This is a genomic window from Streptomyces galbus, from assembly GCF_005280195.1.
GTDB classification, from domain to species: domain Bacteria; phylum Actinomycetota; class Actinomycetes; order Streptomycetales; family Streptomycetaceae; genus Streptomyces; species Streptomyces galbus.
Map to the genome: position 1 here is coordinate 504,556 of NZ_SZPR01000008.1, position 23,785 is coordinate 528,340.

17 protein-coding genes are annotated in these 23,785 nt (G+C 75.3%); 6 read left to right on the forward strand and 11 right to left on the reverse strand.

Annotated features, from left to right (window positions below; translation table 11 throughout):
- Positions 1 to 52: 52 nt before the first annotated feature.
- Positions 53 to 871, reverse strand: coding sequence for a Tat pathway signal sequence domain protein (locus E4U92_RS06705; protein WP_137299314.1), 819 nt, complete (start codon positions 869 to 871; stop codon positions 53 to 55).
- Between the two features lie 192 nt (positions 872 to 1,063).
- On the opposite strand from E4U92_RS06705, the gene glgX reads away from it, so the two are divergent.
- A complete protein-coding gene (gene glgX / locus E4U92_RS06715) occupies positions 1,064 to 3,223 on the forward strand; it encodes a glycogen debranching protein GlgX (protein ID WP_137299315.1) in 2,160 nt (719 codons plus the stop codon).
- 136 nt (positions 3,224 to 3,359) lie between these two features.
- Positions 3,360 to 5,750, forward strand: coding sequence for a malto-oligosyltrehalose synthase (gene treY, locus E4U92_RS06720; RefSeq protein ID WP_137299316.1), 2,391 nt, complete (start codon positions 3,360 to 3,362; stop codon positions 5,748 to 5,750).
- A gap of 310 nt (positions 5,751 to 6,060) precedes the next feature.
- On the opposite strand, the gene E4U92_RS06725 is transcribed toward treY, so the two are convergent.
- Positions 6,061 to 6,753 (reverse strand): DUF4232 domain-containing protein, encoded by a 693-nt coding sequence (locus E4U92_RS06725; protein WP_137299317.1) that lies wholly within the window; start codon positions 6,751 to 6,753, stop codon positions 6,061 to 6,063.
- A gap of 304 nt (positions 6,754 to 7,057) precedes the next feature.
- Here E4U92_RS06725 and E4U92_RS06730 point away from each other — a divergent pair, with 304 nt between their 5' ends.
- Complete coding sequence (locus E4U92_RS06730) at positions 7,058 to 9,283, forward strand: ATP-binding protein (protein ID WP_174863715.1); 2,226 nt, start codon at positions 7,058 to 7,060, stop codon at positions 9,281 to 9,283.
- 142 nt (positions 9,284 to 9,425) lie between these two features.
- Positions 9,426 to 10,691, forward strand: coding sequence for a murein peptide amidase A (locus E4U92_RS06735; protein WP_137299318.1), 1,266 nt, complete (start codon positions 9,426 to 9,428; stop codon positions 10,689 to 10,691).
- A gap of 64 nt (positions 10,692 to 10,755) precedes the next feature.
- Here the strand turns inward: E4U92_RS06735 and E4U92_RS06740 are convergent, their stop codons facing one another.
- From E4U92_RS06740 to E4U92_RS06750, 3 genes are all read right to left on the reverse strand, one after another.
- Positions 10,756 to 11,253: an SSI family serine proteinase inhibitor gene (locus E4U92_RS06740; protein WP_137299319.1), complete on the reverse strand. Its 498-nt coding sequence runs from the start codon at positions 11,251 to 11,253 to the stop codon at positions 10,756 to 10,758.
- Complete coding sequence (locus E4U92_RS06745) at positions 11,250 to 12,662, reverse strand: M14 family zinc carboxypeptidase (RefSeq protein ID WP_174863717.1); 1,413 nt, start codon at positions 12,660 to 12,662, stop codon at positions 11,250 to 11,252. Before E4U92_RS06745 ends, E4U92_RS06740 begins: the two co-directional genes overlap by 4 nt.
- A 262-nt stretch (positions 12,663 to 12,924) precedes the next feature.
- Complete coding sequence (locus tag E4U92_RS06750; RefSeq protein WP_137299320.1) at positions 12,925 to 13,476, reverse strand: DUF1707 and FHA domain-containing protein; 552 nt, start codon at positions 13,474 to 13,476, stop codon at positions 12,925 to 12,927.
- Between the two features lie 184 nt (positions 13,477 to 13,660).
- Between E4U92_RS06750 and treZ the strand changes: the two genes are divergently transcribed.
- The gene (treZ, locus tag E4U92_RS06755; protein WP_137299321.1) at positions 13,661 to 15,406 is read left to right on the forward strand and encodes a malto-oligosyltrehalose trehalohydrolase; all 1,746 of its coding nucleotides are present in this window, start codon (positions 13,661 to 13,663) and stop codon (positions 15,404 to 15,406) included.
- Positions 15,407 to 15,493: 87 nt separating this feature from the next.
- Here treZ and E4U92_RS06760 read toward each other — a convergent pair whose 3' ends face one another.
- The 4 genes from E4U92_RS06760 to E4U92_RS06775 form a co-directional block, all read right to left on the reverse strand.
- Complete coding sequence (locus E4U92_RS06760) at positions 15,494 to 16,450, reverse strand: aminoglycoside phosphotransferase family protein (protein WP_137299322.1); 957 nt, start codon at positions 16,448 to 16,450, stop codon at positions 15,494 to 15,496.
- A 106-nt stretch (positions 16,451 to 16,556) separates the two neighbouring features.
- Positions 16,557 to 17,684 (reverse strand): aminopeptidase P family protein, encoded by a 1,128-nt coding sequence (locus E4U92_RS06765; RefSeq protein ID WP_137299323.1) that lies wholly within the window; start codon positions 17,682 to 17,684, stop codon positions 16,557 to 16,559.
- Positions 17,685 to 17,789: 105 nt separating this feature from the next.
- Positions 17,790 to 18,398: a PDZ domain-containing protein gene (locus E4U92_RS06770; RefSeq protein WP_137299324.1), complete on the reverse strand. Its 609-nt coding sequence runs from the start codon at positions 18,396 to 18,398 to the stop codon at positions 17,790 to 17,792.
- A gap of 146 nt (positions 18,399 to 18,544) precedes the next feature.
- On the reverse strand, positions 18,545 to 19,411 hold the full coding sequence (locus E4U92_RS06775; RefSeq protein ID WP_137299325.1) for a LysR family transcriptional regulator: 867 nt from the start codon (positions 19,409 to 19,411) through the stop codon (positions 18,545 to 18,547).
- Between the two features lie 96 nt (positions 19,412 to 19,507).
- Between E4U92_RS06775 and E4U92_RS06780 the strand changes: the two genes are divergently transcribed.
- Positions 19,508 to 20,242, forward strand: coding sequence for a CTP synthase C-terminal region-related (seleno)protein (locus tag E4U92_RS06780; protein WP_137299326.1), 735 nt, complete (start codon positions 19,508 to 19,510; stop codon positions 20,240 to 20,242).
- Here E4U92_RS06780 and cyc2 read toward each other — a convergent pair.
- Together cyc2 and E4U92_RS06790 are read right to left on the reverse strand one after the other, a co-directional pair.
- Positions 20,232 to 22,412 carry a germacradienol/geosmin synthase Cyc2 gene (gene cyc2 / locus E4U92_RS06785; RefSeq protein WP_137299327.1) on the reverse strand — a complete coding sequence of 727 codons (2,181 nt, stop codon included), beginning with the start codon at positions 22,410 to 22,412 and terminating at the stop codon, positions 20,232 to 20,234. The two genes, E4U92_RS06780 and cyc2, sit on opposite strands and share 11 nt — an antisense overlap.
- Before the next feature lie 142 nt (positions 22,413 to 22,554).
- On the reverse strand, positions 22,555 to 23,727 hold the full coding sequence (locus E4U92_RS06790) for a damage-control phosphatase ARMT1 family protein (protein WP_137299328.1): 1,173 nt from the start codon (positions 23,725 to 23,727) through the stop codon (positions 22,555 to 22,557).
- Positions 23,728 to 23,785 lie beyond the last annotated feature (58 nt).

The window sequence follows — 23,785 nt, forward strand, 5'->3', positions numbered from 1 at the left end:
CGACAGGAGGTACCGACAGGTACCGGGAGGTGAGAGATGACGGAACGGGCGCCTAGCCGGCCAGGCGGGCGACCTTGCGGGTGCTGAGGTCGATCACCAGGGACCTGGCGTCGATCCACGGGCCGTCCTTGACCTTCGGCAGCAGCCGCACGCAGCGGTGCTCGCCGCAGTGGTCCAGGGCGGCGGGCTCGGCGCCGGGCACGGCCCGGTAGACCATGCTCGCGAGCAGGAGCTGGTCCGGTGAGGTCAGCTCCTTGCCGGTGGCGTCCCGGTAGTCGGCCTTCAGGCCCGCGCCGAGCGGGTCGGCGATCAGCAGCCGGGCCGCCTCGGTCTGCTCCTCGGGGCTCAGCGGCGGCTGCACACCGTGCTGGGTCCCGGTCGCCTCCACGGTGCCGGTGGCGAGGTTCACCGTCCGGGTGACGAGCGTGTCGTTGCGGTAGTCGTAGTACGTGACGTCCGCGCGGCGCGGCGCGTCCGGGTCGTCGGCCTCGGCCGCGTCGGGCTCGGCGAGGTCGACGCCGAGGCGCTGCGGGCCGCGGTCGCCCCCGACGTCCTCACCGGCGGCCATCATCTGCCGGCTGAGCGCGATCCGCTCCGCGCGCCGGGTCTCGTCGTCGGTCAGCGGGTCGTGACCCGTCCCCCGGTCCCCCTCGGCCGGCGCCGCCTCGACGACCGCGGGCGGCACCGCGCCGCCCGCCCCGCCCTGCTGCCCCGCCGCGGCGGACGCCGACGCGGCGCCCGCCCGTCCTGCTGTGTCGTCGGCTCCCGCCGTGCCCGGCAGGGTGATCGCGACCATCACGGCCGTTCCGGTCACCGCGATGGCCGCGCCCGCCACCACCTTGCCCAGGTGGCGGCGCACTGTCGTGCGCACAATGTCCCCCTACTCCCCCTGTGTCCCCGGGAGTATGTGTCTGCCCCACTGGTGTCGGCATGCACCCGTACGGACGCATGCGCTGGTCGTCGGGTAAGAGGGACGTAAGTCATAGGTGGTTCCACGAGTTTCCGGGAGACTCGGTAAGTAAGGCGCCCCCCGCGCCGGTGGACACCTGAAAGAGTTGTATCCATGCAGGTCTGGCCTGGTGAGGCGTATCCCCTCGGTGCCACGTACGACGGCGCCGGCACGAACTTCGCGGTCTTCACAGAAGCCGCGGACCGAGTAGAGCTGTGTCTGTTGCACGACGACGGCTCGGAAACGGCGGTGGAACTGCGCGAGAGCGACGCATTCGTACGCCATGCGTACCTGCCCGGGGTGATGCCCGGACAGCGCTACGGCTTCCGGGTGCACGGCCCCTACGACCCGGGGCGCGGGTTGCGGTGCAACTCGGCGAAGCTGCTCCTCGACCCCTACGCGAAGGCGATCAGCGGGTCGATCCGCTGGGGCGAGGAGGTCTACGGCTACCACTTCGACGACCCCGAGCGGCGCAACGACCTGGACTCGGCGCCGCACACGATGGCGTCGGTCGTGGTCAACCCCTACTTCGACTGGGGCGACGACCGGCCGCCGCGCACCGAGTACCACCACACGGTGCTCTACGAGGCCCACGTGAAGGGCCTGACCATGCGGCACCCCGGGCTGCCCGAGGAGCTGCGCGGCACCTACGCGGGCCTCGCCCACCCCGCGGTGATCGAGCACCTGAGGGAGCTGGGGGTCACGGCGCTGGAGCTGATGCCCGTGCACCAGTTCGTCAACGACCACCGCCTGGTCGACATGGGCCTCAACAACTACTGGGGCTACAACACGATCGGGTTCTTCGCCCCGCACAACGCGTACGCCTCCTGGGGCGACCGCGGGCAGCAGGTGCTGGAGTTCAAGTCGGCGGTCCGGGCGCTGCACGAGGCCGGGATCGAGGTGATCCTGGACGTGGTGTACAACCACACCGCCGAGGGCAACCACCTGGGTCCGACGCTGTCCTTCAAGGGCATCGACAACCCGAGCTACTACCGGCTCACGGACGACCCGCAGTACTACATGGACACCACGGGCACCGGGAACTCGCTGCTCATGCGGTCCCCGCACGTCCTGCAGATGATCATGGACTCGCTGCGGTACTGGGTCACCGAGATGCACGTCGACGGGTTCCGCTTCGACCTTGCGGCGACGCTGGCCCGCCAGTTCCACGAGGTGGACCGGCTGTCGTCGTTCTTCGACCTGGTCCAGCAGGACCCGGTGGTCTCCCAGGTGAAGCTGATCGCCGAGCCGTGGGACGTGGGCGAGGGCGGCTACCAGGTGGGCAACTTCCCGCCGCTGTGGACCGAGTGGAACGGCAAGTACCGGGACACCGTCCGCGACCTGTGGCGGGGCGAGCAGCGCACGCTCGCGGAGTTCGCCTCGCGGCTGACCGGGTCCTCCGACCTGTACCAGGACGACGGGCGCCGGCCGCTGGCCTCGATCAACTTCGTGACCTGCCACGACGGCTTCACGCTGCACGACCTCGTCGCGTACAACGACAAGCACAACGAGGCCAACGGCGAGGACAACCGGGACGGCGAGAGCCACAACCGGTCGTGGAACTGCGGCGCCGAGGGCGACACGGACGACGAGGGGGTGCTGGAGCTGCGGGAGCGGCAGATGCGCAACTTCATCGCCACGCTGATGCTCTCGCAGGGCGTCCCCATGATCAGCCACGGGGACGAGTTCGCCCGCACCCAGCAGGGCAACAACAACGCCTACTGCCAGGACAACGAGCTGTCCTGGGTGCGGTGGCCGGAGACGGAGGGCGGTGACGGCGAGGGAGCCGAGGGCGCCGAGGGCGCCGAGGGCGCCGACACCGGGCTGCGGGACTTCACGCGCACGCTGGTGTGGCTGCGCAGGGAGCACCCCGTGTTCCGGCGGCGCCGGTTCTTCCACGGACGGCCCGTGGAGGGCACCCACGACGACCTGTCGGACGTCGCGTGGTTCACTCCCGACGGGCGGGAGATGACCCAGCAGGACTGGGACTCGGCCCAGGCGTCCGCGCTGACCGTGTTCCTCAACGGCAACGCGATCTCCGAGCCGGGCACCCGCGGCGAACGGGTGACCGACGACTCGTTCCTGCTGATGTTCAACGCCTCCCCCGAGCCGATCGACTTCGTGGTGCCCGTCGACCACGGCCCGCAGTGGGAGGTGGTCGTGGACACCGCCAAGCCGGAGACGATGAAGGAGGGGGCCGGGGCGAAGGTGCAGGCCGGCGACCGGCTGACCCTGGTGGACCGCAGCATGACGGTGCTGCAGCGGCCCGCCTGACCGGCGGCCGGACCACGGGCGCGGCGAGGGGCGCGGGGACCTGGGTCCCCGCGCCCCTCGTCCGTGCCGGAGCCCGCCCCGCCGCGTCCGGGTGTCGATACGCAGGAACCCGCCGGGAGCGGGTACGTAGGTGTGCATGACGCCTGAGCCCGTGCCCCCCGTCCCCACCGCCACCTACCGGCTCCAGCTCCAGCCCGGCTTCCCGTTCGCCGCTGCGGCGGACGCCGTGCCCTACCTCGCCTCGCTCGGCATCTCCCACCTGCACCTCTCGCCGGTCCTGGAGGCCGTGCCGGGGTCGCTGCACGGGTACGACGTGGTCGACCCCGCGCGCGTGCGCGAGGAGCTCGGCGGCGAGGACGGGCTGCGCGAGCTGGCCCGGGCCGCGCGCGAGCACGGCCTCGGCCTGGTCGTGGACATCGTGCCGAACCACATGGCGATGGCCCCGCGCCACAACCGCCCCCTGTGGGAGGTGCTGCGCGAGGGCCCCGCCTCGCCCTACGCGCGCTGGTTCGACATCGACTGGGAGGCGCAGGCCGGGCAGCTCCTGCTGCCCGTGCTCGGCGGGCCGCTCGGCGAGGAGATCGAGCAGCTCACGGTCGACGGGGACGTGCTGCGCTACTACGACCACGTCTTCCCGCTGCGCGAGGGCACCGCCGGCCTGCCGCTGCCGGAGCTGCTGGACGCCCAGTGGTACCGGCCGGTGTGGTGGCGGCTGGCCCGCACCGAGCTGAACTACCGGCGGTTCTTCAGCATCTCCGAGCTGATCGGGGTGCGGGTGGAGGACCCGCAGGTGTTCGAGGCCACCCACGGCACGATCCTGCGGCTGCTGCACGAGGGCGTGATCGACGGGCTGCGCATCGACCACCCCGACGGCCTCGCCGACCCCGACGGCTACCTGCAGCGGCTGCACGAGGCGACCGGCGGCCGCTGGACGGTCGTCGAGAAGATCCTCGCCGACGGCGAGCACCTGCCGCCCACCTGGCCCGTCGCCGGCACCACCGGCTACGACGCCCTGCGCCACGTCGACGGCCTGTTCGCCGACCCCGCGGGCGCCGGCGAGCTGGTGACCCGCTACCGCGCCTTCGCCGCCCCGCAGACCGACCGGGGCGGCGACTGGGCGGCGACCGTCCGCCGGGCCGCGTACGCGGTGCTCACCCACGAGCTGGCCACCGAGCTGGACCGGCTCGTGCGCACGGCCGTCAAGGTGTGCGCCGCCTCGCCCGACCCCGCCCTGCGCGACCGGGCGCCCTGGGCGCTGCGCACCGCCCTGGAGGAGCTGCTGGTCCGCATGGAGGTGTACCGGCCGTACGCCTCGGTCGACGCGGCGGAGGTGGTCACCGAGGAGGCCGCCGCCGAGGCCCGGCAGGCGTTCGTGGTGCCGGAGGAGGCCGGCGTCGTCGACGTCGTGCGGGACCTGGTGCTCGGGCGGCGCGGCGGGGACGTCCCGGCGGCCGCGGAGTTCCGCGCCCGGTTCGCGCAGACCTCGTCCGCGCTGCGCGCCAAGTCGGTCGAGGACACCGCGTTCTACCGGTACGTGCCGCTGCTGTCGGCGACCGAGGTGGGCGGCGACCCGGGCGCCCCGGCGGTGTCGCCGGAGGACTTCCACGCGTACTGCGCGCGCGTGCAGCGCGACTGGCCGCTGACCGGGACGGTCGTGTCCACCCACGACACCAAGCGCAGCGCCGACGTGCGCGCCGCGCTGGCCGTGCTCACCGAGTGCCCGGAGCGCTGGGCCGGTGCCCTGGCCGACGCGAGCCACCCGGACGAGGCCGTGCCGGACGCCCAGCTCGCGTGGGCGGCCTGGCAGACGGTGTTCGGCCTGGGCCCGGCCGACCCCGAGCGGGTGCAGGACGCGCTGCTCAAGCACGTGCGCGAGGCGGGCCTGTACACGAGCTGGACCGAGCAGGAGCCGCCGTACGAGGAGGCGGTGGCCGCGTTCGTCGCGCAGGGGCCGTGCGGGAGGCCCGGCGCCCACGTGACCGCCCTGCGCGACGCGCTCGCGCCGCACATCCGGTCCAACGTACTGGGCACCGCCCTGGTCCACCTGACCATGCCGGGCGTCCCGGACGTCTACCAGGGCACGGAGGGCGAGTACCGGGCCCTGGTGGACCCCGACAACCGGCGCCCGGCGGGGTTCCCGCCCGCGGACCCGGGCGACAAGAACGCCGTGACCGCCGCCGCGCTCACACTGCGGGCGCGGTACCCGGACGCCTTCGGCGCGTCGGCGTCGTACGCGCCGCTGCCCGCCGAGGGGCCGGCCGCGGACCACTGCCTGGCGTTCGCGCGCTCCGGGGCCGTCGTCACCGCGGTGACCCGGCTGTCGCTGCGGCTGGCGGAGGCCGGCGGCTGGGGCGACACCCGGCTGCCGCTGCCGCCCGGGTGGTGGGGCGACGCCCTCACCCCCGGCCGGAAGTTCACGGGACACGTGCACGTGGCCGAGCTGTTCGAGCGGCTGCCGGTGGCGCTGCTGGAACGCATCGACGACGGCGACGGCGGTTCCGGCAACGGCGGCCAGGTCGCCAGGTAGCGGAGGGTCCGGGCGGCCGGGGCATCACTGGCCGCCCGGGCGACACAACCGGCGCGGGCGGCCTCCGGACGGGGGGGCGCCCGCGCGGGCCCGGGGTCCGCCGACCGGCTCCCCGGTCGACGGACCACAGCTTGGCGGTGGCTTCTCACCGGCGACCGGACACGGTCGTCGGCGACGGGGTCGGTACGAGGAACTCCGCCGCGACCGGCCGGACGACTTCCGGGTGAGCCGCGAGGAGTACGGCCGGAACGTCTACACCTGACCTGCGGCCGCTCAGCTGGTCCGACTCACCTCCGCTCGCGGGCAGGACTCAGAAGTCGTCCGCGCCGTTGCGGAGTTCCGGGGTCCAGTAGCCGGTGAGGGCCTTGGCCGGGTCGGCGGCGATGCCGTCGTTGCCGGGGGCGGTGACGGGGATGACCGTGGAGTCGCCCTCCAGCTGCACGGAGAATGCCGACACCGGCTCGTTGTCCTCGTCGACCCCGCCGTCCGACAGCTTCACCAGGGCGTACGCCGGGGCCCCGGCCGTGAGGACGACCGGCGTGGCCGGCTTGCTCTTGGCGACCGCCGGGACGTCCTGCTTGTGGCTCTCCAGGAACTGGATGTGCGGGAAGCCCGCCAGCCGGCAGGAGTGTCCGGAGGTGTTGCGGGCCGTGAGGACGATGTGGGTGTAGGGCGGGCCGTCCTGCGTGGCGGCGCTGACCCGGACGCCCTTCGCCGTGCAGGCCGGGGTGGAGGCCGTCCCGCGTCCACCGGTCGAGCCGGTGGCGCCGGTGGCGCCCTTCGCCCCCGCCGAGCGCGCGGAGGCGGCCGGCCCCGCCGCCCCGGAGGTGACCGTGTCCTTGGCGGCCGTCGTCGCGTCGGCCGCCGGTGACGACGCCACCGTGGCCGCCGCGGTCGGCCGGGACGACGACGTGCTGCCGGAGTCGCTCTGGCAGGCAGTGAGCGACAGGGCGAGGGCCGTGCCCGCGACGGCGAGCAGCGTGGAGCGGTGCAGCGTGTTCATGGAGTGGTCCCCCGTGTGTGGTGCGGGCCGCGGCGCGGTGCCGCGGCCCGGATGGTGGTGCGGTCGGTCGACGACGGAGGGGATCCAGGCCCATGTGCCCCGGTGCCCCGGTGCCCCAGGGCCCCGCGGTCACGACGGGACGGCCGGACCCGTGCAGGCCCGTGACCAGGCGCTCCGTGTCGGTCTTCAGTCGACCACTTCCGGTCTTCCTCGCCCAGGCAGTTCCCCCTGCAGAAGTACGGTCGGCGATACTTCTGCCGGGGGGCTCTCATCCGGACGAGCCGGACCATCGGGGAAATCAGCGGTGCACGACGGCACGTCTTCGGGCAGGAACTTCGGGCAGCGGTTGCGGTCCCTGCGGGTGAATGCCGGACTGAGCCAGGAGGCGCTGTCCCACGAGGCCGGCGTGAGCGTGCGGGCACTGGCCGACATGGAGCGCGGGCGGACCCGCGGTCCCCAGCGCCGTACGGTGCGGGCGCTGGCGGAGGCGCTGGGCCTGGACGCGGCCGGTGCCGACGAGCTGGAGGAGGCCGCGAGCCTCGGCCGGCCCCGCCCCTGCCGGTCGGCGGTCGCCGCCCAGCTGTCCGCCGCCGAGCCGGCGTCCGCCATGGCCGCGCGTGCACCCGACCTGCTGCCGCGCCCACCGCGCGGCTTCCACGGCCGGGCGGCGGAACTCGCGGCCCTGACCCGGGCCACCCACGGCGAGGCCCCGGTCTGCCTGGTCGTCGGACCGGCCGGGGTCGGGAAGACCGCCCTGGTCCTGCACTGGGCCCACCGCGACCCCGCCGGGCCCGGCGACGGGCGCCTCCACGCCGACCTGCGCGGCTTCAGCGGCACGGGCGAGCCGACCGCCGTCGAGGTGCTGCACGAGTTCCTGACGGCCCTGGGCGTGCCGCGGGAGCGGATACCGGAGTCGGAGAACGGTGCGGCCGCACTGTTCCGGTCGCTGGCCGCCGACCGCCGGCTGCTGGTCGTCCTCGACAACGCCCGCGACTCCGAACAGGTCAGGCCGCTCCTGCCCGGCGGTGACCGCTGCGTCACCGTCGTCACCAGCAGGCACCGGCTGCCAGGGCTGATCGTCAGCGACTCCGCCCGGCCCGTCACCGTCGACGTCCTCGCTCCCCCGGACGGCACCGCCCTCCTGGCCCGGGTGCTCGGCACGCACCGGGTGCACGCCGAGCCGGCGGCCGCGCTCCGCCTGGCCGAGCTGTGCGGCGGACTGCCGCTGGCCCTGCGGGTCGTGGCCGCCCGCCTCGCCGGCCGGCCCGACTGGTCCCTGGAGTCGATGGCCGATGAACTGTCGGACCGGACACGCCGCCTGAGCCTGCTCGACCTGGAGGACACCGGTGTCCGCGCCGCACTGCACCTGACACTGCAGCAGCTCCCGGCGCACGTCTCCGGGGTGTTCGCCCACCTCGGCCGTCACCCGGGCACCCACATCGACCGCTACGCGGCGGCCGCCCTGGCGGGCACGGATCCGGCGGCCGCCGAGAGCGCCCTTGAGCAGCTGACGGCCGCGCACCTACTCACCGAGACGGCGCCCGGCCGGTGGGCGATGCACGACCTGGTGCGGCTGTACGCCCGCAGCCTGGACGCCCACCCCGACACCCTCAAGCGCGTCCTCGACCACTACATCGCCACGGGCACCGGGGCCGTGGCGGCGGCCGAACCGGGCGCGGAGGACTGCTTCCCGCTCCCGTCCGACTTCGTCCCGCCCGCCGCGGTGCGACGGTTCGACGACCGCTCCGCCGCCGTGGCCTGGTACGCCGCCGAGCGCGACAACCTCACCCGAGCGGTCGCCGCGGCCGACGCCGCCGAACTGCACGACAGGACCTGGCGCATCGTCATGACGATGTGGCCGCTGATCGTGTGGCGCGTGCGCGACGGCTGGGCCCCGCTCCTGCGGACCGCCCTCACGGCCACGCGCGCCGACGCCGACGAGCACGGCGAGGCCCGGGTCCTCAACGTCCTCGGCTGGGTCCTGACCGAGGAGGACCGCACCCCGGAAGCACTCGTCCACCTGGAGGCCGCGTCCACGCTCGCCGCTCGCGCCGGCGACGCGTTCGCCGAGGCCAACGCACTGATCGTGCTGGCCATGGCCCAGGCTTCCCTGGGGCGCCTCGACGACGCCGCCGACAGCTGCGAGCGCGCGGCCGACCTGGCCCGCCGGATCGGCGACCGCAGGATGGAACGCCTCTCCACCCAACACCTCGCCCGCCACCAGGCCGACGCCGGACACTGGCACCGGGCCCTCACCACCGCGACCCACGCCCTGGCCCTCGAGCAGCGACCCGAGACGACCGACATCCCGCACGTCCTGCTGCTCACCATCAGGGGGGAAGCACTGCTCGGACTCGGGAAACAGGACGAGGGCATCAGCCAGCTCGACCTCGCCGCACGGGAAGCGGAATCGGCCGGCTACGACGACGGCGCGCTGCGGGCACTCACCGCCCTCCTGCGGGCATCGGCGGACCCGGAGGTCCAGGCACGGTACGACGCGGCGCTCAGTCGACTCACCCCCCGCACCTGACCCTGACGCACCCGCTGGGCGGGCCCGGGAGGGAGGCCGCGAGCGGGTCGGGAAGACCGCCGCCGGGGCCTCGCCGCCGCGCCTTGACAGTCGCCGGTGTCCGTGGGGTACTGCGCACAGCAGGCCGGACAATCCGACGGGGGTGAGTGTCCTGCCGCATCCGCGCTATCCCACGCCGACGGAACTGGCCGCCTCCGCGCGCGCGTTGGCCGCCGCCCGGCCCGCGCTGTGCACGCTGCGGCAGGTGGGCGTGTCGCGGGCGGGCCGTCCGCTGCACCTGCTGTCCGTGGGACACGCGCGGCGGGCCGTCCTGGTCGTCGCGGGCGCCCACGCCAACGAGCCGACCGGCGGCTCCACCCTGCTCGCCCTCGCCGAACGCGTGCTCGGCGACCCGGGGTTGCGCGACGGGATCTCCTGGCACCTGCTGCTGTGCGCCGACCCCGACGGGGCCAGCCTGCACGTCACGCCGCAGCCGCGCAGCCTGCTGGACTACCACCTGGGCTTCTACCGCCCGGCCGGCCCCGAGCAGCCGGAGTGGTCGCCCTCCGTGCTGCCGGCGGACCGGCTGCCCCCGGAGACCCGCGCCCTGACCCGGGTCATCGACGAGCTGCGCCCCTACCTCCAGGTCACCCTGCACGGCACCGACCTGGGCGGAAGCTGGGTGCAGTTGACGAAGGACGTGCCCGGGCTGGCCGAGGCGTTCGCCGCGTCGGCCGCGGAGCTGCACATCCCGGTGGAGACGGCCGCCTCGGACGCGGCGGGCTGGCCCGCGGCCGGCCCCGGGGTGCACGTGATGCCGGCGCCGGGGTCGGACGCCGCGTACCCGAGCATGCCGGACGACGCCCGGCACAGCACCTGGTACCACGTCCACCGGTACGGCGGGCTGACCGCCGTCGTCGAGGTGCCGATGTGGGCGAGCGACCTGGTGGACGACCCCGCCCCGCACCCGGCACCGGCGGCGGAACTGCGGCACCTGGCGCACCGGCTGCTGCGCGACGGGCGGACGGTGGAGCGGGTGCTCGCGGAGGCGCTGCCCCGCCTGGAGGGCGTCGACGGGCCGCTGCTGCGGGCCGCGCGGTGGGTGCTGGAGCTGGTGCCGGGACTGGCCGCGGACTGGACCGACCTGCCGCCGGCCGACACCACGGTGGCGTACGTCGGCAGCGTGGACGCGTTCGGCCGGCGGCTGCCGCTGCGGGCCGCGGCGATGCTGCTGCGCGTGCTGCGCGAGCGGGGGGACGACGCGGCGCCCCCGCTGCAGGACCTGGTGGCCGGCTGGAGCGACGCCTTCGCCCGGCGCTTCCAGGCCCGCTGGGTGCCGCTGGAGCACCAGGTGGAGCACCAGTCCCGCACGGTGGTCGCGGCGGCCCTGCGGGCCCGCGCGCTGCCGGAGAGGCCGTACGGGGGCTGAACCGCGGCGGGCCCCCACGCATGCGTGGGGGCCCGAGGCGGCGCGCTCCCCCGGCGCCCCGGTGTCAGTCGTCGAGCGCGAACACCGCTCCGGTCGCCGCCTCCAGCTCGCAGCGGTTGGCGAAGGTCTCGCGGTAGTCCACCGGACGGCCGTCCCACCGGCCGTGGGCACGGACGGCCACCGGGGCGTACACCAGGGGGCAGACCGCGTCCCTGTGGGGCACGGCGTGGATGTCGCCGTGGGCGGCGGTGAGCTGCGCGCAGGCCTCGGCGGCGCGGGCGTGCCCCTGCGGCGGGTCGCACAGCAGCAGGGTCTGGCGCCGACCGCCGGACCGGTCGGCGCCCGGGGTGACGGTCAGCTCGAGCCGGCTTCCGGCCGGCGCGAGGCCGCCGGCCACCGGGGTCGGGGCGGTCGCGGGGCCGGCGGTGGTCGCGCCGGCGGTGGTCGCCGTGGCGGTCGTCGCGCCGGCGGCGGCCAGCAGCAGCGCGGCGGCGACCGGGAGGGCGCGGCGCAGGGCCGCGGGGGCGGTGGGCGGACGGGTGGGCCGGTGCGGGTGCGTCATTCCCGGTGCATCGGCACGGCCGCCTGCGTCCCCCAGCCCGGCTCACCCGGACGTGGGTACGGTGCGCCGTGCCGGGCGGCCAGTTCGAAGGCGGCGCGCACGACGCGCGTCTGGTACTCGGCCTGGCGTGCGACGGGGATCCAGCGGGCGCCGCAGCCGTCGTGGTAGTCGGCGCACCAGGTGTCGATGAGCCGGTCCAGCTCCGGCAGGGCCCCGGCCGGGTCGTCGCCGGAGGCGGTGACGAGCTGGTGCAGCAGGCCCGCCGTGCGCAGCGCGAGCCGCCGCCCGGCGATCCGCAGGGCCGTGAGGTGGGCGCGGCGCAGCGGCGGCAGCGGGCGCACCGGGTCCGGGGTGCGGGGGTCCCAGGCGTCGGCGAGGCCGGGGCAGACCAGTAAGTAGTCGTCGACCGGCGCGAGCAGACGCGCGGCGTCGGGCAGGCCGGCGAGCCGGGGCCGGACGCGGGCGAGGAGGCGTTCCAGGACGCGGGTGTCGTGGCGCAGGGCCGTGCTGACGGCCCGCAGGGCCGCGTCCGGGTCGTCGGGCCGGGTGCCGTCCTCCACGGCGGGCACGCCCCACATGGGCGCCTCGACGATCGCGGTGACGGTGCCGTGCCGCTGCGGGTGGAACCAGGTCGACTCCACGGCCGCCTCGGTGATGGCGGCGGCCAGGTCGCCCCGGTGCGGCGGCGGGATCAGGTGGACGGCCGGGCCCAGGCCGGGCCAGTACAGGGCGTCGTAGGGCCCGAGTTCGCGCGGGATGCCGAGCCGGGCGGCGGCGTGGGCGACGCGCTGGGCGAGTCCGGGCAGGTCACGGGTGAGTTCGACGAAGGCGCCGCCGACGTCCACACCGTGCAGCGAGCACTGGAAGAAAGGTTTCAGTTCGTCCTGGAGACGGAGCAGGGCACGCGTCTCGGGCAGGACGGCCGCGGCCGCGCCGTCGGGCAGCCACTCGGGCTGTTCGAGGAAGCCGGGCCGGAAGAAGTGCCGGAAGTGCCGGCCGAGGCTGTACGGGCCCGACAGCCAGCCCTCGTTGCGGCGCAGCCCGTCGGGGTCGAGGCACAGCAGCAGGTTCCAGGTGGCGTCGGCGCCCTCGGTCAGCCGGGGGTCGGCGAGGGCCCGTTCGGCCAGGCGCAGGACGGTGGCGCCGCCGACGGGCTCGTTGGCGTGCGGCCCGGCGACGACCAGGGCCTGGCGGGCTCCGTGGCCGACGGACAGGAGCCACAGCGGGGTGCCGGCGCGTGAGGTGCCGACACGGCGCAGCCGGGCGTCCCGGGGGTGGCGGGCGACGAGCGCGGCCGCGCGGGCGGCCAGTTCGTCGACGGTCGGGTAACGCAGGAGGGGCGGCAGGGCACACCTCCACAGTGCGTGCCGTGGTTCACCCCGTGTCGCGGTGTGCGCACACGGGGTCATCACAGTGGGTCATGCCGTGGGGCTACGTCAACACCGTGGACAGGGCCGGTGTTTCGGACAGGCTGTCCGGATGCCGCCGGACGGTTCCGCGACACGTGTCCGGAAGGCGCGGGACGGTTCCGCGCCACGGTGTCCGGAAGCCGCGAGGCCGTTCCGCGCCACTGTGTCCGGAAGCCGCGAGGCCGTTCCGAGCCACGGTGTCCGCAAAGCGGGGGCCCGTGCGTACGGCGGGCGGCCGGCCGGGCTCCTCCTCCGGCGTCCGTCAGTTCGCCGACAGGCGGAACGCCATGCGCCCGAAGGACACCTGGTCGCCCTCGCGGACCACGGCGGCGCCGACGACCCGGCGGCCGTTGACGGTCGTGCCGTTGGTCGAGCCCAGGTCGCGCAGCACCCACAGGCCGCCCTGGCGCCTGAGTTCGGCGTGCACGCGGGAGACGGTCTCGTGGGTGAGCCGCAGGCCGTTCGCCGGGTCGCGCCCGATGCGCAGCGCGTGACCGGTGCCGGGGTGCGGCAGCAGCAGCTTGGGCAGCCGCTCGGCCTGCCAGGCCCGGCGCAGCCGGACGGTGAAGCCGGAGACCGCCTCGACGGTGCCGAGGACCGCGCGCGAGAAACGGTTCTCCTGGGGCAGGTCGGCGGTCAGGACGGCGAGTTCGTCGGCGCGCCGGGCGGCCAGCGCCAGCTCCATGCGGCGGATGAACGTGTCGTGCGACAGGCGCCCCAGGGCGACGCCGTCCCGGAGCACCTTCAGTGCCCTGTCGCGCTCCGCGTCGGAGAGCCGCGCGGGGTACGTGTTGAACTCGAAAGACGACGTCACGGTGGCGATTGTCGGTGCAGTGAACCCCGGGTGTCCAGAAAAACGGAAAACGGCGCCCGTGGAGGGCCGCGCGGTGACCGTCCGGCGACACCTGCGGCGAAGCGGCCCCGTTCGGCGGCGGATCGACCGTGTGTGAAGCACGATGGACGGGTTACTCCGGTCAGCGGACGAAGGGGAACCATCCGTGCAGTTCGAGGTGTGGGCACCACAGGCCGAGCGGGTGACGCTCCAGTGCGACGGCGTCACGCGCGCGTTGGAACGCGATCCTGAGCGGGTGGGGTGGTGGTTCGGCGAGGCGGACGCCACGGACGGCTCCCGCTACGGCTTCGCGGTGGACGACGGCCCGGTGCGGCCCGACCCGCGGTCCCGGCGGCAGCCGGACGGCCCGGACGGGCTGAGCGCGGTCGTCGACCAGGGGCGCTACGCGTGGCGCGCCGAGTGGTCGGGGCGGCCGCTCGCGGGCGCGGTGCTCTACGAGCTGCACGTGGGCACCTACACCCCCGAGGGCACCCTGGACGCGGCCGCCGAGCGCCTCGGCCACCTCGTCGAACTGGGCGTGACGCACGTCGAGTTGATGCCGCTGTGCCCGTTCCCGGGGCAGCACGGCTGGGGGTACGAGGGGGTGTCGCTGTGGGCGGTGCACGAGCCGTACGGCGGCCCCGAGGCCCTCAAGCGGTTCGTGGACCGGGCGCACGAGCTGGGCCTGGGCGTGGTGCTGGACGTGGTCCACAACCACCTGGGCCCGTCGGGCAACTACCTGCCGTACTTCGGCCCGTACTTCACGGACACCCACCAGACGCCGTGGGGTTCCGCGGTCAACCTGGACGCGCCCGGCTCCGACGAGGTGCGGGCGTTCCTGCTCGGCAGCGCCCTGGCCTGGCTGCGCGACTACCGGCTGGACGGGCTGCGGCTGGACGCGGTGCACGCCCTGGTCGACACGCGCGCGTACCCGTTCCTGGAGGAGCTGACCGCGTCGGTGGACGCGCTGGCGGACGAGACCGGCCGGCCGCTGTTCCTGATCGCCGAGTCCGACCTGAACGACCCGCGGCTGATCGCCCCGCGCGAGGAGCACGGGCTCGGGCTGCACGCGCAGTGGAACGACGACTTCCACCACGCCCTGCACACCGCGCTCACCGGCGAGTCGCAGGGCTACTACGCCGACTTCGCGCGCGCCCCGCTGGCCTCCGTGGTCAAGACCCTGACCGGCGGCTACTTCCACGACGGGACCTACTCCAGCTTCCGGGGGCGCCGGCACGGGCGGCCGCTGGACCGCACGCGCGTGGGCGCGCACCGGCTGCTCGGCTACAGCCAGACCCACGACCAGATCGGCAACCGGGCCCAGGGCGACCGCCTGTCCCACCTGGTCTCCCCCGGGCTGCTGGCCTGCGCGGCGGCCCTGGTGCTCACCGCGCCGTTCACGCCGATGCTGTTCATGGGCGAGGAGTGGGGCGCGTCGACGCCCTGGCAGTTCTTCACCGACCACACCGACCCCGAGCTCGCCGAGGCCGTACGGCGGGGCAGGCGGCGGGAGTTCGCCGAGCACGGCTGGGCCGAGGAGGACGTGCCCGACCCGCAGGACCCGGCGACCCGGGACCGCTCGTGCCTGGACTGGTCCGAGCCGGAGCGCGCACCGCACGCGCGCCTGCTGGCCTGGTACCGCTCGCTGATCGCGCTGCGCCACAGCCACCCCGACCTCACCGACCCGGACCTGGGGGACCTGCACGTCGCCCATGACGAGCAGGCCCGCTGGCTGGCGTTCCGGCGCGGTGACGTGCGGGTCGCCGTGAACCTCTCCCCCGGCCCGGCCGCGATCCCGCTGGGCTCCCGCCCGGCCCGCGTCCTGGCCGCCTGGGAGCCGGTGCAGGCGCCGGGCGAGGACGGCCTGCTGCACCTGCCCGGGGAGTCGTGCGTGGTGCTGGAACAGGAGTGAGGGCCGGAGCGGGCCCGGAGGGCACCCGGCACCCGCTCCGTGTCCCGCAGGCCGCCGGGGGGCCGGTCCTCGCCGGCCCCGCTGGGGTCAGTCCTCGCCGGCCTCCCGGAAGTCGGTGACCCGCTCCAGCAGGATCGGCTCCCAGGTGCGGCCGAGCTGGGCGCGCAGCAGCGGCAGGGGGCCGCCGGTGGGGCCGTCGAGCCCGGCGACGAGCCGGAGCACCGTGTCGCAGCGCGCCAGCCACAGGCCGCGCAGACAGGGGCGGGCCCCGTACCCGGCGAGGGTGGCCGCGCGGACCGCGGCCGGTGAGCCCACGGCGCGGGCGAGGCCGGCGATGTCCTCGGCGGGGTCGCCGAGGACCGCGTCGGTCCAGTCCAGCACGCCGCGCACCCGCCCCTCGGCGCTGACCACCAGGTGCTCGCCGCGCAGCCGGTGGTGCACGAGGACGGCCGCGCCCGGCTGTGCGGCGAGCTGCGCCGCGCCGGGCGGCGTGAGCTGCCGCAGCCGCCCGGCGTCGAACTCGTCGGCGTCGGCGAGGCGTCGGGCCGCGGCGACCGCCATGCGGCGCAGCGCCTCCAGGGAACGCGGCGCGGCCCGCGGCACGCCGAGCGCCTCGGCCTGCCGGGGCGGCACCTCGCGCAGCCCGCCGAGCAGCCCGGCGAGGTCGGCCTCGCCGACGGCGGTCACGTCGTGGTCCTCGGCGGTGCCGCCGGGCACCTTGGTGTCGAGCGTGTACGCCAGCCCCGGCGACCACTCGCCGTGCGCCACGCTGGTCGGCACGGCGAGCGGGACGTGCGGGCGGACCAGGTCGCGCAGCCGCAGCTCGCGGCGCAGGCGCACGGCGGCCTCGCGGTCGGGGGCGAGCCGCAGCACGTGGCGGGTGCCGACCCACCAGGTGGAGTGGCCGCCGCCCTCGGCGACGGGCCGTACGTCGGGGCCGCCCGCGCCGTTGCGGGCGGTCGGGGCCGCCGGGCCCCCCTCGTGCAGGAGGGTGCGGACCAGTCTGCGGACGGTGTCCGGGGTGGGTGTCGGTGCCTGGGTCATGGTCGCGCCGTCGTCGTTCGGATGGGTCCTCGGTCGGGTCCTCGCCGGGGCTCGCGGGGCGGGTGCCCGCCGGCCCCCGGCGCTCCTCGCTCGCCGCGTCCTCGCGTCAGTCGACCACCACCATCTCGCGCGTCGTGTCGTTGAGCCGGCGCCCGCCGTCCTCGGTGACCGTGACGATGTCCTCGATGCGCACCCCGAAGCGGCCGGGCAGGTAGATGCCGGGTTCCACGGAGAAGCACATCCCGGGCACGAGCGGCTGCTCCTCCCCCTCGATCATGTACGGCGGCTCGTGGGTGGTGACGCCGATGCCGTGACCGGTGCGGTGGATGAAGTACGCGCCGTACCCGGCGTCGGTGACGACCGCGCGGGCGGCCCGGTCGACCTCCTGGCAGGCGACGCCCGGGCGCACCGCGCGGAAGCCGGCCTCCTGGGCCTCGCGGACGACGTCGTGCACCCGGCGCTCCTCCTCGGTGGGCTCGCCGACGTGGACGGTGCGGGTGGTGTCGGAGCCGTAGCCGTCCTTCAGGCCGCCGAAGTCCAGGACGACCATGTCGCCGTGCTCGATGACCCGCTCCCCCATCTCGTGGTGCGGGTCGGCGCCGTTGGGCCCGGAGCCGACGATGGTGAAGTCGACCTGTTCGTGCCCGTGCTCGCGCAGCAGCCGGGCGAGGTCCGCGCCGACGTCGGACTCCCGGCGCCCGGCGAAGCGCACGGTGCGGATCTCCTCGAACGCCGCGTCGGCCGCCGCGCCCGCCGCCGCCATCAGCTCCAGCTCCCTGGCGTCCTTGACGGCGCGCAGCATCGGCAGGGCGTCGGTGAGGGAGGCGTAAGAGGAGCCGGGCAGGGCCCGTTGGAGGGCGAGCAGGTGCAGCGCCCAGGCGTTGTCGCTGATGCCGAACCGGCCGCCGTCCGCGAGGAGGGCCGCGGTGGCGGCGTACGGGTCCTTGCCGTCGGTCCAGTCCCGCAGGCTCAGCGCGGACGCGCCGGGGGCGCGGGCGGCGTCGGGGGCCTCCAGGGCGGGGACGACGAGCACGGGGTCGTGGCCGGGGGCGAGGACCAGCAACGTGAGCCGCTCGGTCACCGCGGGCGGCGCGTACCCGGTGAGCCACACCAGGTCCGGGCCCGGGGCCACGAGGAGTCCGGCGAGACCGGCGTCACCGGCCGCGCGGACCGCCCGCTCCATTCGGGCCCGGTAGTCGTCGGCGGTGAAGGGCGAAGGCGTGCTGCCGGTCATCCGGGCTCCCAGGTGAGACGTGTGGGACTACGGGCAGCATCCTGCCCGGCCCGAGGGAGCGGCGCGAGCCGGTCGGCGGAGTTCGGGCCCACGGGACCGGGCCGGTCACGTCACGACGCCCGGAACCACCGCGAGCTGCTGGTAGCCGCCGCTGCGGTGGCGCACGGTGAGCGTGACCTTCTTGCCGGGGTCGGTGGCCGCGACGGCCCGGGCGAGGTCGGCGGCCGTCTCGACGCGGGTCCGGCCGCACCACAGCACGACGTCGCCGCGGACCAGCCCCGCCGTGTAGCCGGGGCCGGGCACGTGAACGGCGATGATCTTGGCGCCCGCCTTGTACGCGTCCACGGCCTCGACACCGAGGGTGGCCCGGGCGGGCGCGGGGGCGGGCGGGGCGGTGTGCGCCGGGCCGGTACGGGTGCCGGTGGGCGCCCCGGCGGCGAGGGCGCCGTGGGCCGCCGCCTGGTGCTGCAGCTCGGCCAGTTCGCTCATGCCGATCACCGTGGCCCCCACGGTGCCCAGCCCGACGCCGGTCAGCACCAGGACGACGCCGGCGAACAGGCCCAGCAGCAGGGTGGTCAGCCGCCGGCCGCGGCGGCGCGCGGCGTGCGGGCGGGGGGTCGGGGGGCCGGGCCTGGCCCCGGCGTCACCGCCGCGGGGGTCGCCGGCGGGCTCCTGGCCGGGCATGGGCTTGGGACGCAACGCGGTCTGTTCCATGGGATCGCCTCCGGGTGGTGCTCTACCCTGCAGGGCGGCGCGGCACGGGACACGAACGAGTGAGACTGGGTGCGTGGGGGTGGTCCCTCGTCTTCGTCTGCGGGTGCGTGGGGCCGGTCGCGCAGTTCCCCGCGCCTGAGGGGTGGTCAGGTCCGCGGGGAGAGGGATTGCGTCAGTCTGCGGGCCGCTTCCGGTGGGGTGGACGTGTGGAGGAGTTCGGTGCGGTGGACCACCCGGGGTTCGGTGAGGGGGATCGCGGTCGTGCCGGGGGTGGGGGCGGTCGCCGTGCGGGGCAGGAGGGTCAGGCCGTGGCCCGCGGCCACCAGGGCGACCAGGACGCGTACGTCCGTTCCGTCGTAGCGCAGGGCCGGGCGGAAGCCGTGGCCGCCGTTGGCGGCGCGGAGCTGGGCCAGGGGCAGGCCGGTGTCGGGGGCGTCGAGCCAGCGCGCGTCGGCGAGGTCGCCGAGCCGCAGGCCGCGGCGGTGGACGAGCGGGTGGGCGGCGGGCAGGAGCACCCGCACCGGCTCCTCCGCCACGCCGTACGTGGTCAGCGGTGCCACGTCGGGCAGCCGCAGCGGGTCGCTGGGGGCGGCCAGCCCGTCGACCAGGCCCAGGTCGGCCGTCCCGGCGGCGACGGCCGCGGGGACGTCGTCGCGGGCGAGCACGCGCACGGTGACGCCTGCGGGCGGCAGCGCGGCCAGCACCCGGGGACCGAGCGCGGTCGCGGAGGCGGCGAGCGTCAGGCCGTACGCGGGCGCCCCGGCCATCCGCACCACGTCGGCGCGGGCCGCGTCGAGGCGCAGCAGCAGCGGCTCCGCGTGTTCCAGCAGCCGTTCGCCGGCCGGGGTGGGCGCGACGGGGCGGCGGGTGAGCAGCGCGGCGCCGAGGTCCTGTTCGAGGGCGGCGATGTGCTGGGAGACGGCGGACTGGGTGTAGCCGAGGGCCCGGGCGGCCGCCGAGAAGGAGGCGAGGCGGGCTACGGTGACGTACGTGCGCAGGAGGTGCGGGTCCACGCCCCCAGCATTCCACCGGCCGCATCAGCGCTGCTTATGGGGCGACCGTCAATCATCGTTGGACGTGAAGCCGGGCGGCTGCCCAGGATGGTCCGCATGACCGACAGCGCAGCTCAGATCGCCAAGGTCGCCCTCGTCGGCGACCGCTCCCCCCACGTCGTCTCCCACACCCGCATCCCGCTCCTGCTGGAGTCGCTGGCCGCCCGGGACCGGCTGGTGCTCGACCCCTACTGGATCCCCTCCGAGGACGCCGAGGAGCCCGGTTCGGTCCGGGGCTTCGACGCGGTGTGGGTGGTCCCGGGCAGCCCGTACCGCAGCGAGGCCGGGGTGCTCGCCGCGATCCGCACCGCGCGGGAGGACGGCGTCCCGTTCCTGGGTACGTGCGGCGGGTTCCAGCACGCCCTGCTGGAGTTCGCGCGCGGCGCCTGCGGCCTGACGGAGGTGGCGCACGCCGAGAACGACCCCGACGCCGAGGACTTCCTGATCGAGCCGCTGGCCTGCTCCCTGGCGGGCCACGAGGACACCGTCGTGCTGGAGCCGGGGTCGCTGGCGCGCGCCGTGTTCGGCGCGGAACGCTCGGTGGAGCGCTACTCCTGCCATTACGGCCCGAGCCGGCACCTCGACACGCTGCGCGCCCACGGGCTGCGCTTCTCCGGCCGGGACGGCGCCGGTCAGGTGCGGGTCGCGGAACTGCCCGGCCACCCGTTCTACCTGGCCTCGCTGTTCCAGCCGGAGCTGTACGGCGACGGCACGCGCCCGCACCCGATGATCCGGGGCCTGGCGCGCGCCGCCGTCGAGCACGCGAGCCGGACGGCGCCGGTCAGGCGGTGACCCGGTGGGCGGGCGCCGGCACCACGGGCGGGCGGTCGGGCAGGAAGCCGTGGGTGCGCCGGGCCAGGTAGTCGGCGCGGTAACGGTCCACGTTGCGGTGCCAGTTGAGGATGCCGGCCATCCAGTTGCGCAGGTCGTCGACGTAGGCGCCCATCGCCGCCCTGCCCTCGGCCGGCAGGTCGAAGTCGTCGTACAGCACGGGCAGTTCATGCGCGACGACGTGTTCGAACTGCTCCATCCGCTGGTTCATCAGGTCGGCCACGATCCGCAGTCCGGTCGGGTAGTCGCAGCCGAAGAAGGTCTGCACGACGAGGATCGCGTTGTGCATCTCGCCCTCGTACTCGATCTCCTTCTGGTACGAGAACACGTCGTTGAGCAGACAGGCGTAGTCGGTCGCGGCGTTCTCCAGGGAGCGCACGGGTCCGCTGCGGTGGACCTCCGCTGGGATCGCGGGCCCGTGGCCCATCCGGCACAGGCTCAGGGTGAGGTCCGAGCCGAAGGTGGAGCGGCGCATCTCCAGGTAGTCGACCGGGTCGGGGACGCGGTTCTGCAGCTGGTTGGACAGCTCCCACACCCAGCTCTCGGTCATCGCGTCGACCGCGGACCTCAGGGTGCGCCGCTGCTCGGTGGTCATGTCCGCCGTGGTGCGCGCCCACAGGTCGACCAGCGCGCGTTCCATCGCGTTGGCCGGGACGACGGGCACCGCGTCCGCCGCGTCCAGCGGCATGCACGCCGACAGGCGGGCCGTGGTCAGCCGGGCCGCGGCCAGGTCGCGGCGGTGCCCGTACACCAGGGGGTAGTAGTCGTCGCCGTAGGTGCCGAAGGCGAGCCAGGCGGCGCTCAGGTCGAGGGCCTCGGGCGTGGCGTCCGGGTCGAGGCCGGCCGAGCAGAGGGCGAGGTCGCAGGAGGCGAGCCTGTCCTCGTCCCACACGCCCTCGGAGAGCATGCCCGTGCCGCGGGTCCACGCGAGCAGGCGGGCGCGGGCCCGGTCCAGGTGCGGGCTGAGCCGCAGCGGGAACGGCATGCGGAACTCGGGCAGCCGTGCGGGGCCGACCTTCTGGTACGGCACGTGCGCGTGGGCGCGCAGCCGCTCCGCGGCGGCCGAGGCGAGCAGCGCGCCCACGTCCGCGGCGGAGGTGCCGGGTCCGGTGAGCCGCTGCCAGGGCGCGGACGCGGACACGGCCCCCTGGTTCATGTAGCGGCTGGAGCGCAGGTGCCACTCGTGGCCGCCGGACTGCCAGTCCTGCAGTCCCTTGGTGTAGGCGGCGACGGCGGCGGCCTCGTCCGGGCCGAGTCCCTTCTCCAGCGCGAGCGCGGGCACTTCGGTGAGGGCGGTGTGCTCGAACTGGTGCAGGCGTGAGGTGAGGATGTCGTTGACGGTGTCGGCGGCCTCCTGGGTGGTGCAGCCGAAGAACGTCTCCAGGACGAGCACGCCGTTGCTGTTCTCGCCCTCCTCCTCGACCTCGCGCTGGTAGGAGAACAGGTCGTTGCGCAGGTGGACGGCGTCGGAGAAGGTCTCCATCAGCACCCGCAGCGGCCGGGTGCCGGCCACGGACGCGGGGACCTCGGCGGTGGCGTACTCCACGAGCCCCGCCGACCAGGGGGCGCCGCCCACCTTGCGGCGCATCTCGATGTACTCGACGGGGTTGGCGATCCGTCCCTCGTTGATGTTGGACAGCTCCCACATCGACTCGTTGAGCAGGTGCTCGGTGGCGACGGCGAAGCGGCGGCGCCAGCCGGCCGACATGGCGGGCACCGTGCGCGCCCACAGGTCGGCGAGGCCCGCCTCGACGGGGTTCTGCGGCTCGGGGACGGCCGCGCCGGGGTCGGCGGGCATGAACAGCGGCAGCCGGTCCAGGTGGGCCTTGCCCGCGGCGCGGTCCTGGGTGCGCTTGTACATGTCGAGGAAGTGGTCGTCGAAGAAGAACACCCACACGTACCAGTCGGTGATCAGCGACAGCGCGTCGGCGTCGCAGTCGGGGTGGGTGTAGGCGCACAGCAGGCCGTAGTCGTGGGCGTCGAGGTCGGCCTGCTCCCAGACGCCGGACCCCTCGAGCATGCCCATGTCGCGCGCCCACCGCGTGGAGTGCGCCCGCGCCGCGTCCACGTGCGGGTTCAGCCGCGCGGGATACGGCATGTAGAAGTGCGGGAGGTGAAACGGCTGCGTCATGGCCGGGGGCTACCCAGGGCCCGTGACGGGCATCCACGGCAGGGCACATGATCACACCATCGCGTGAATCGGGCGGAACTCCTTGCGTTCGGGCGCCCGTTGCTGTGGGCGGACCGTCACCCGGCGGGCGTCGCCGGGCGCCTCAGTCGCGTACCTGGATCAGCGCGTGGGTGCCGCCGGTGCGCCAGCGCCCGCCCTCGGCGGCGACCAGGGCCCGCTCGGTGTCCGGGTCGAGGCCGGTGATCACGTCGGACTTGAGGGTGCGCAGAGCGGCGACCGGGCCCGGGAAGTGGGCGGTGACGTCGGCGAAGGAGGTGGTCGGCGGCCAGCGCCGGTCGCCCACCAGGCGACGGTAGTTGAGGTCGCCCTTGACGACGGTGAGCGTGGCGGCGGCGCACTGCGCGCGCAGGTCCGCGGGCAGGTCCTCGAACGGCAGCGGGGACGCCCAGAAGGGGTGGGCGCGCACGGCGAGCGTGCCGTCGGTCATCGCGGACCACAGGACGTGTCCGTACGCGGCGGCCTCACCGGGCGCGGCGGTGAGGGTGCGCAGGGCGTCGACGAGGTCGGCGGTCGTGGCGTCGGAGACGTAGTACGGGTAGGGCTTGACGTGCAGGACCGCCCGTTCGACGCGTCCCTCGGCCAGGAGGTGGGCGACGAGCAGCAGGTCGGGGATCAGTTCGCGGCCCGCGTTGTCGGCGACCAGGCAGAGCGTGCCCCGGCCGGTGAGCAGCGGCCACAGCCGCGCGCTGTCGTCGGCGACCAGTCCCGGTGCGGCGGCGCGGTCCTCGGCCTGCGCGTCGGAGAGCCGGAACCCGAGGTCGGCGCGGTTGCCCCAGAGCGAGCCGTGCAGCAGGGCCTCGGCGCGCTCGGCGGCGGGGCGCCGCGCGAGGGCGTCCAGGGCGGCCAGTTCCTCGCGGGTCCCGGGGCTGTCGAGCTCGGCGAGCTTGAACGGCCGGAAGGGGTCGATGCCCTGCCAGGGGCCGGGGGCGAAGTAGCCGACGGCGTGCAGGAGCCGGCGGTAGAACCAGCTCTCCGACCACAGCCACGGTACGTCGAACCAGGAGCGGCCGAGGACGGCGCCGACGCCCCACTCCCGCCACCGCCGCTGGTCGTGCGCGTCGTCGGGGAGCGGTTCCAGAACGCCGTGCAGGCAGCTCTCCCGCAGGGCGTCCAGCGCGCGGTGGACCTCGGGGCCGTACGGGAACGCACCGCGCACCTGCTCGATGATCGCCGGGTGCCGCTCGGCCAGGACACCGTGCGGGAAGGAGCCGGGTTCGTCGCCGCGGAGGACGGGCGGGGCGGGATCGTGGTGCATGCCGATCACCGTAGCGTGGGGTGGGGCGCGCGCCGGTTCAGGCGCTCGCGCGCCCCCC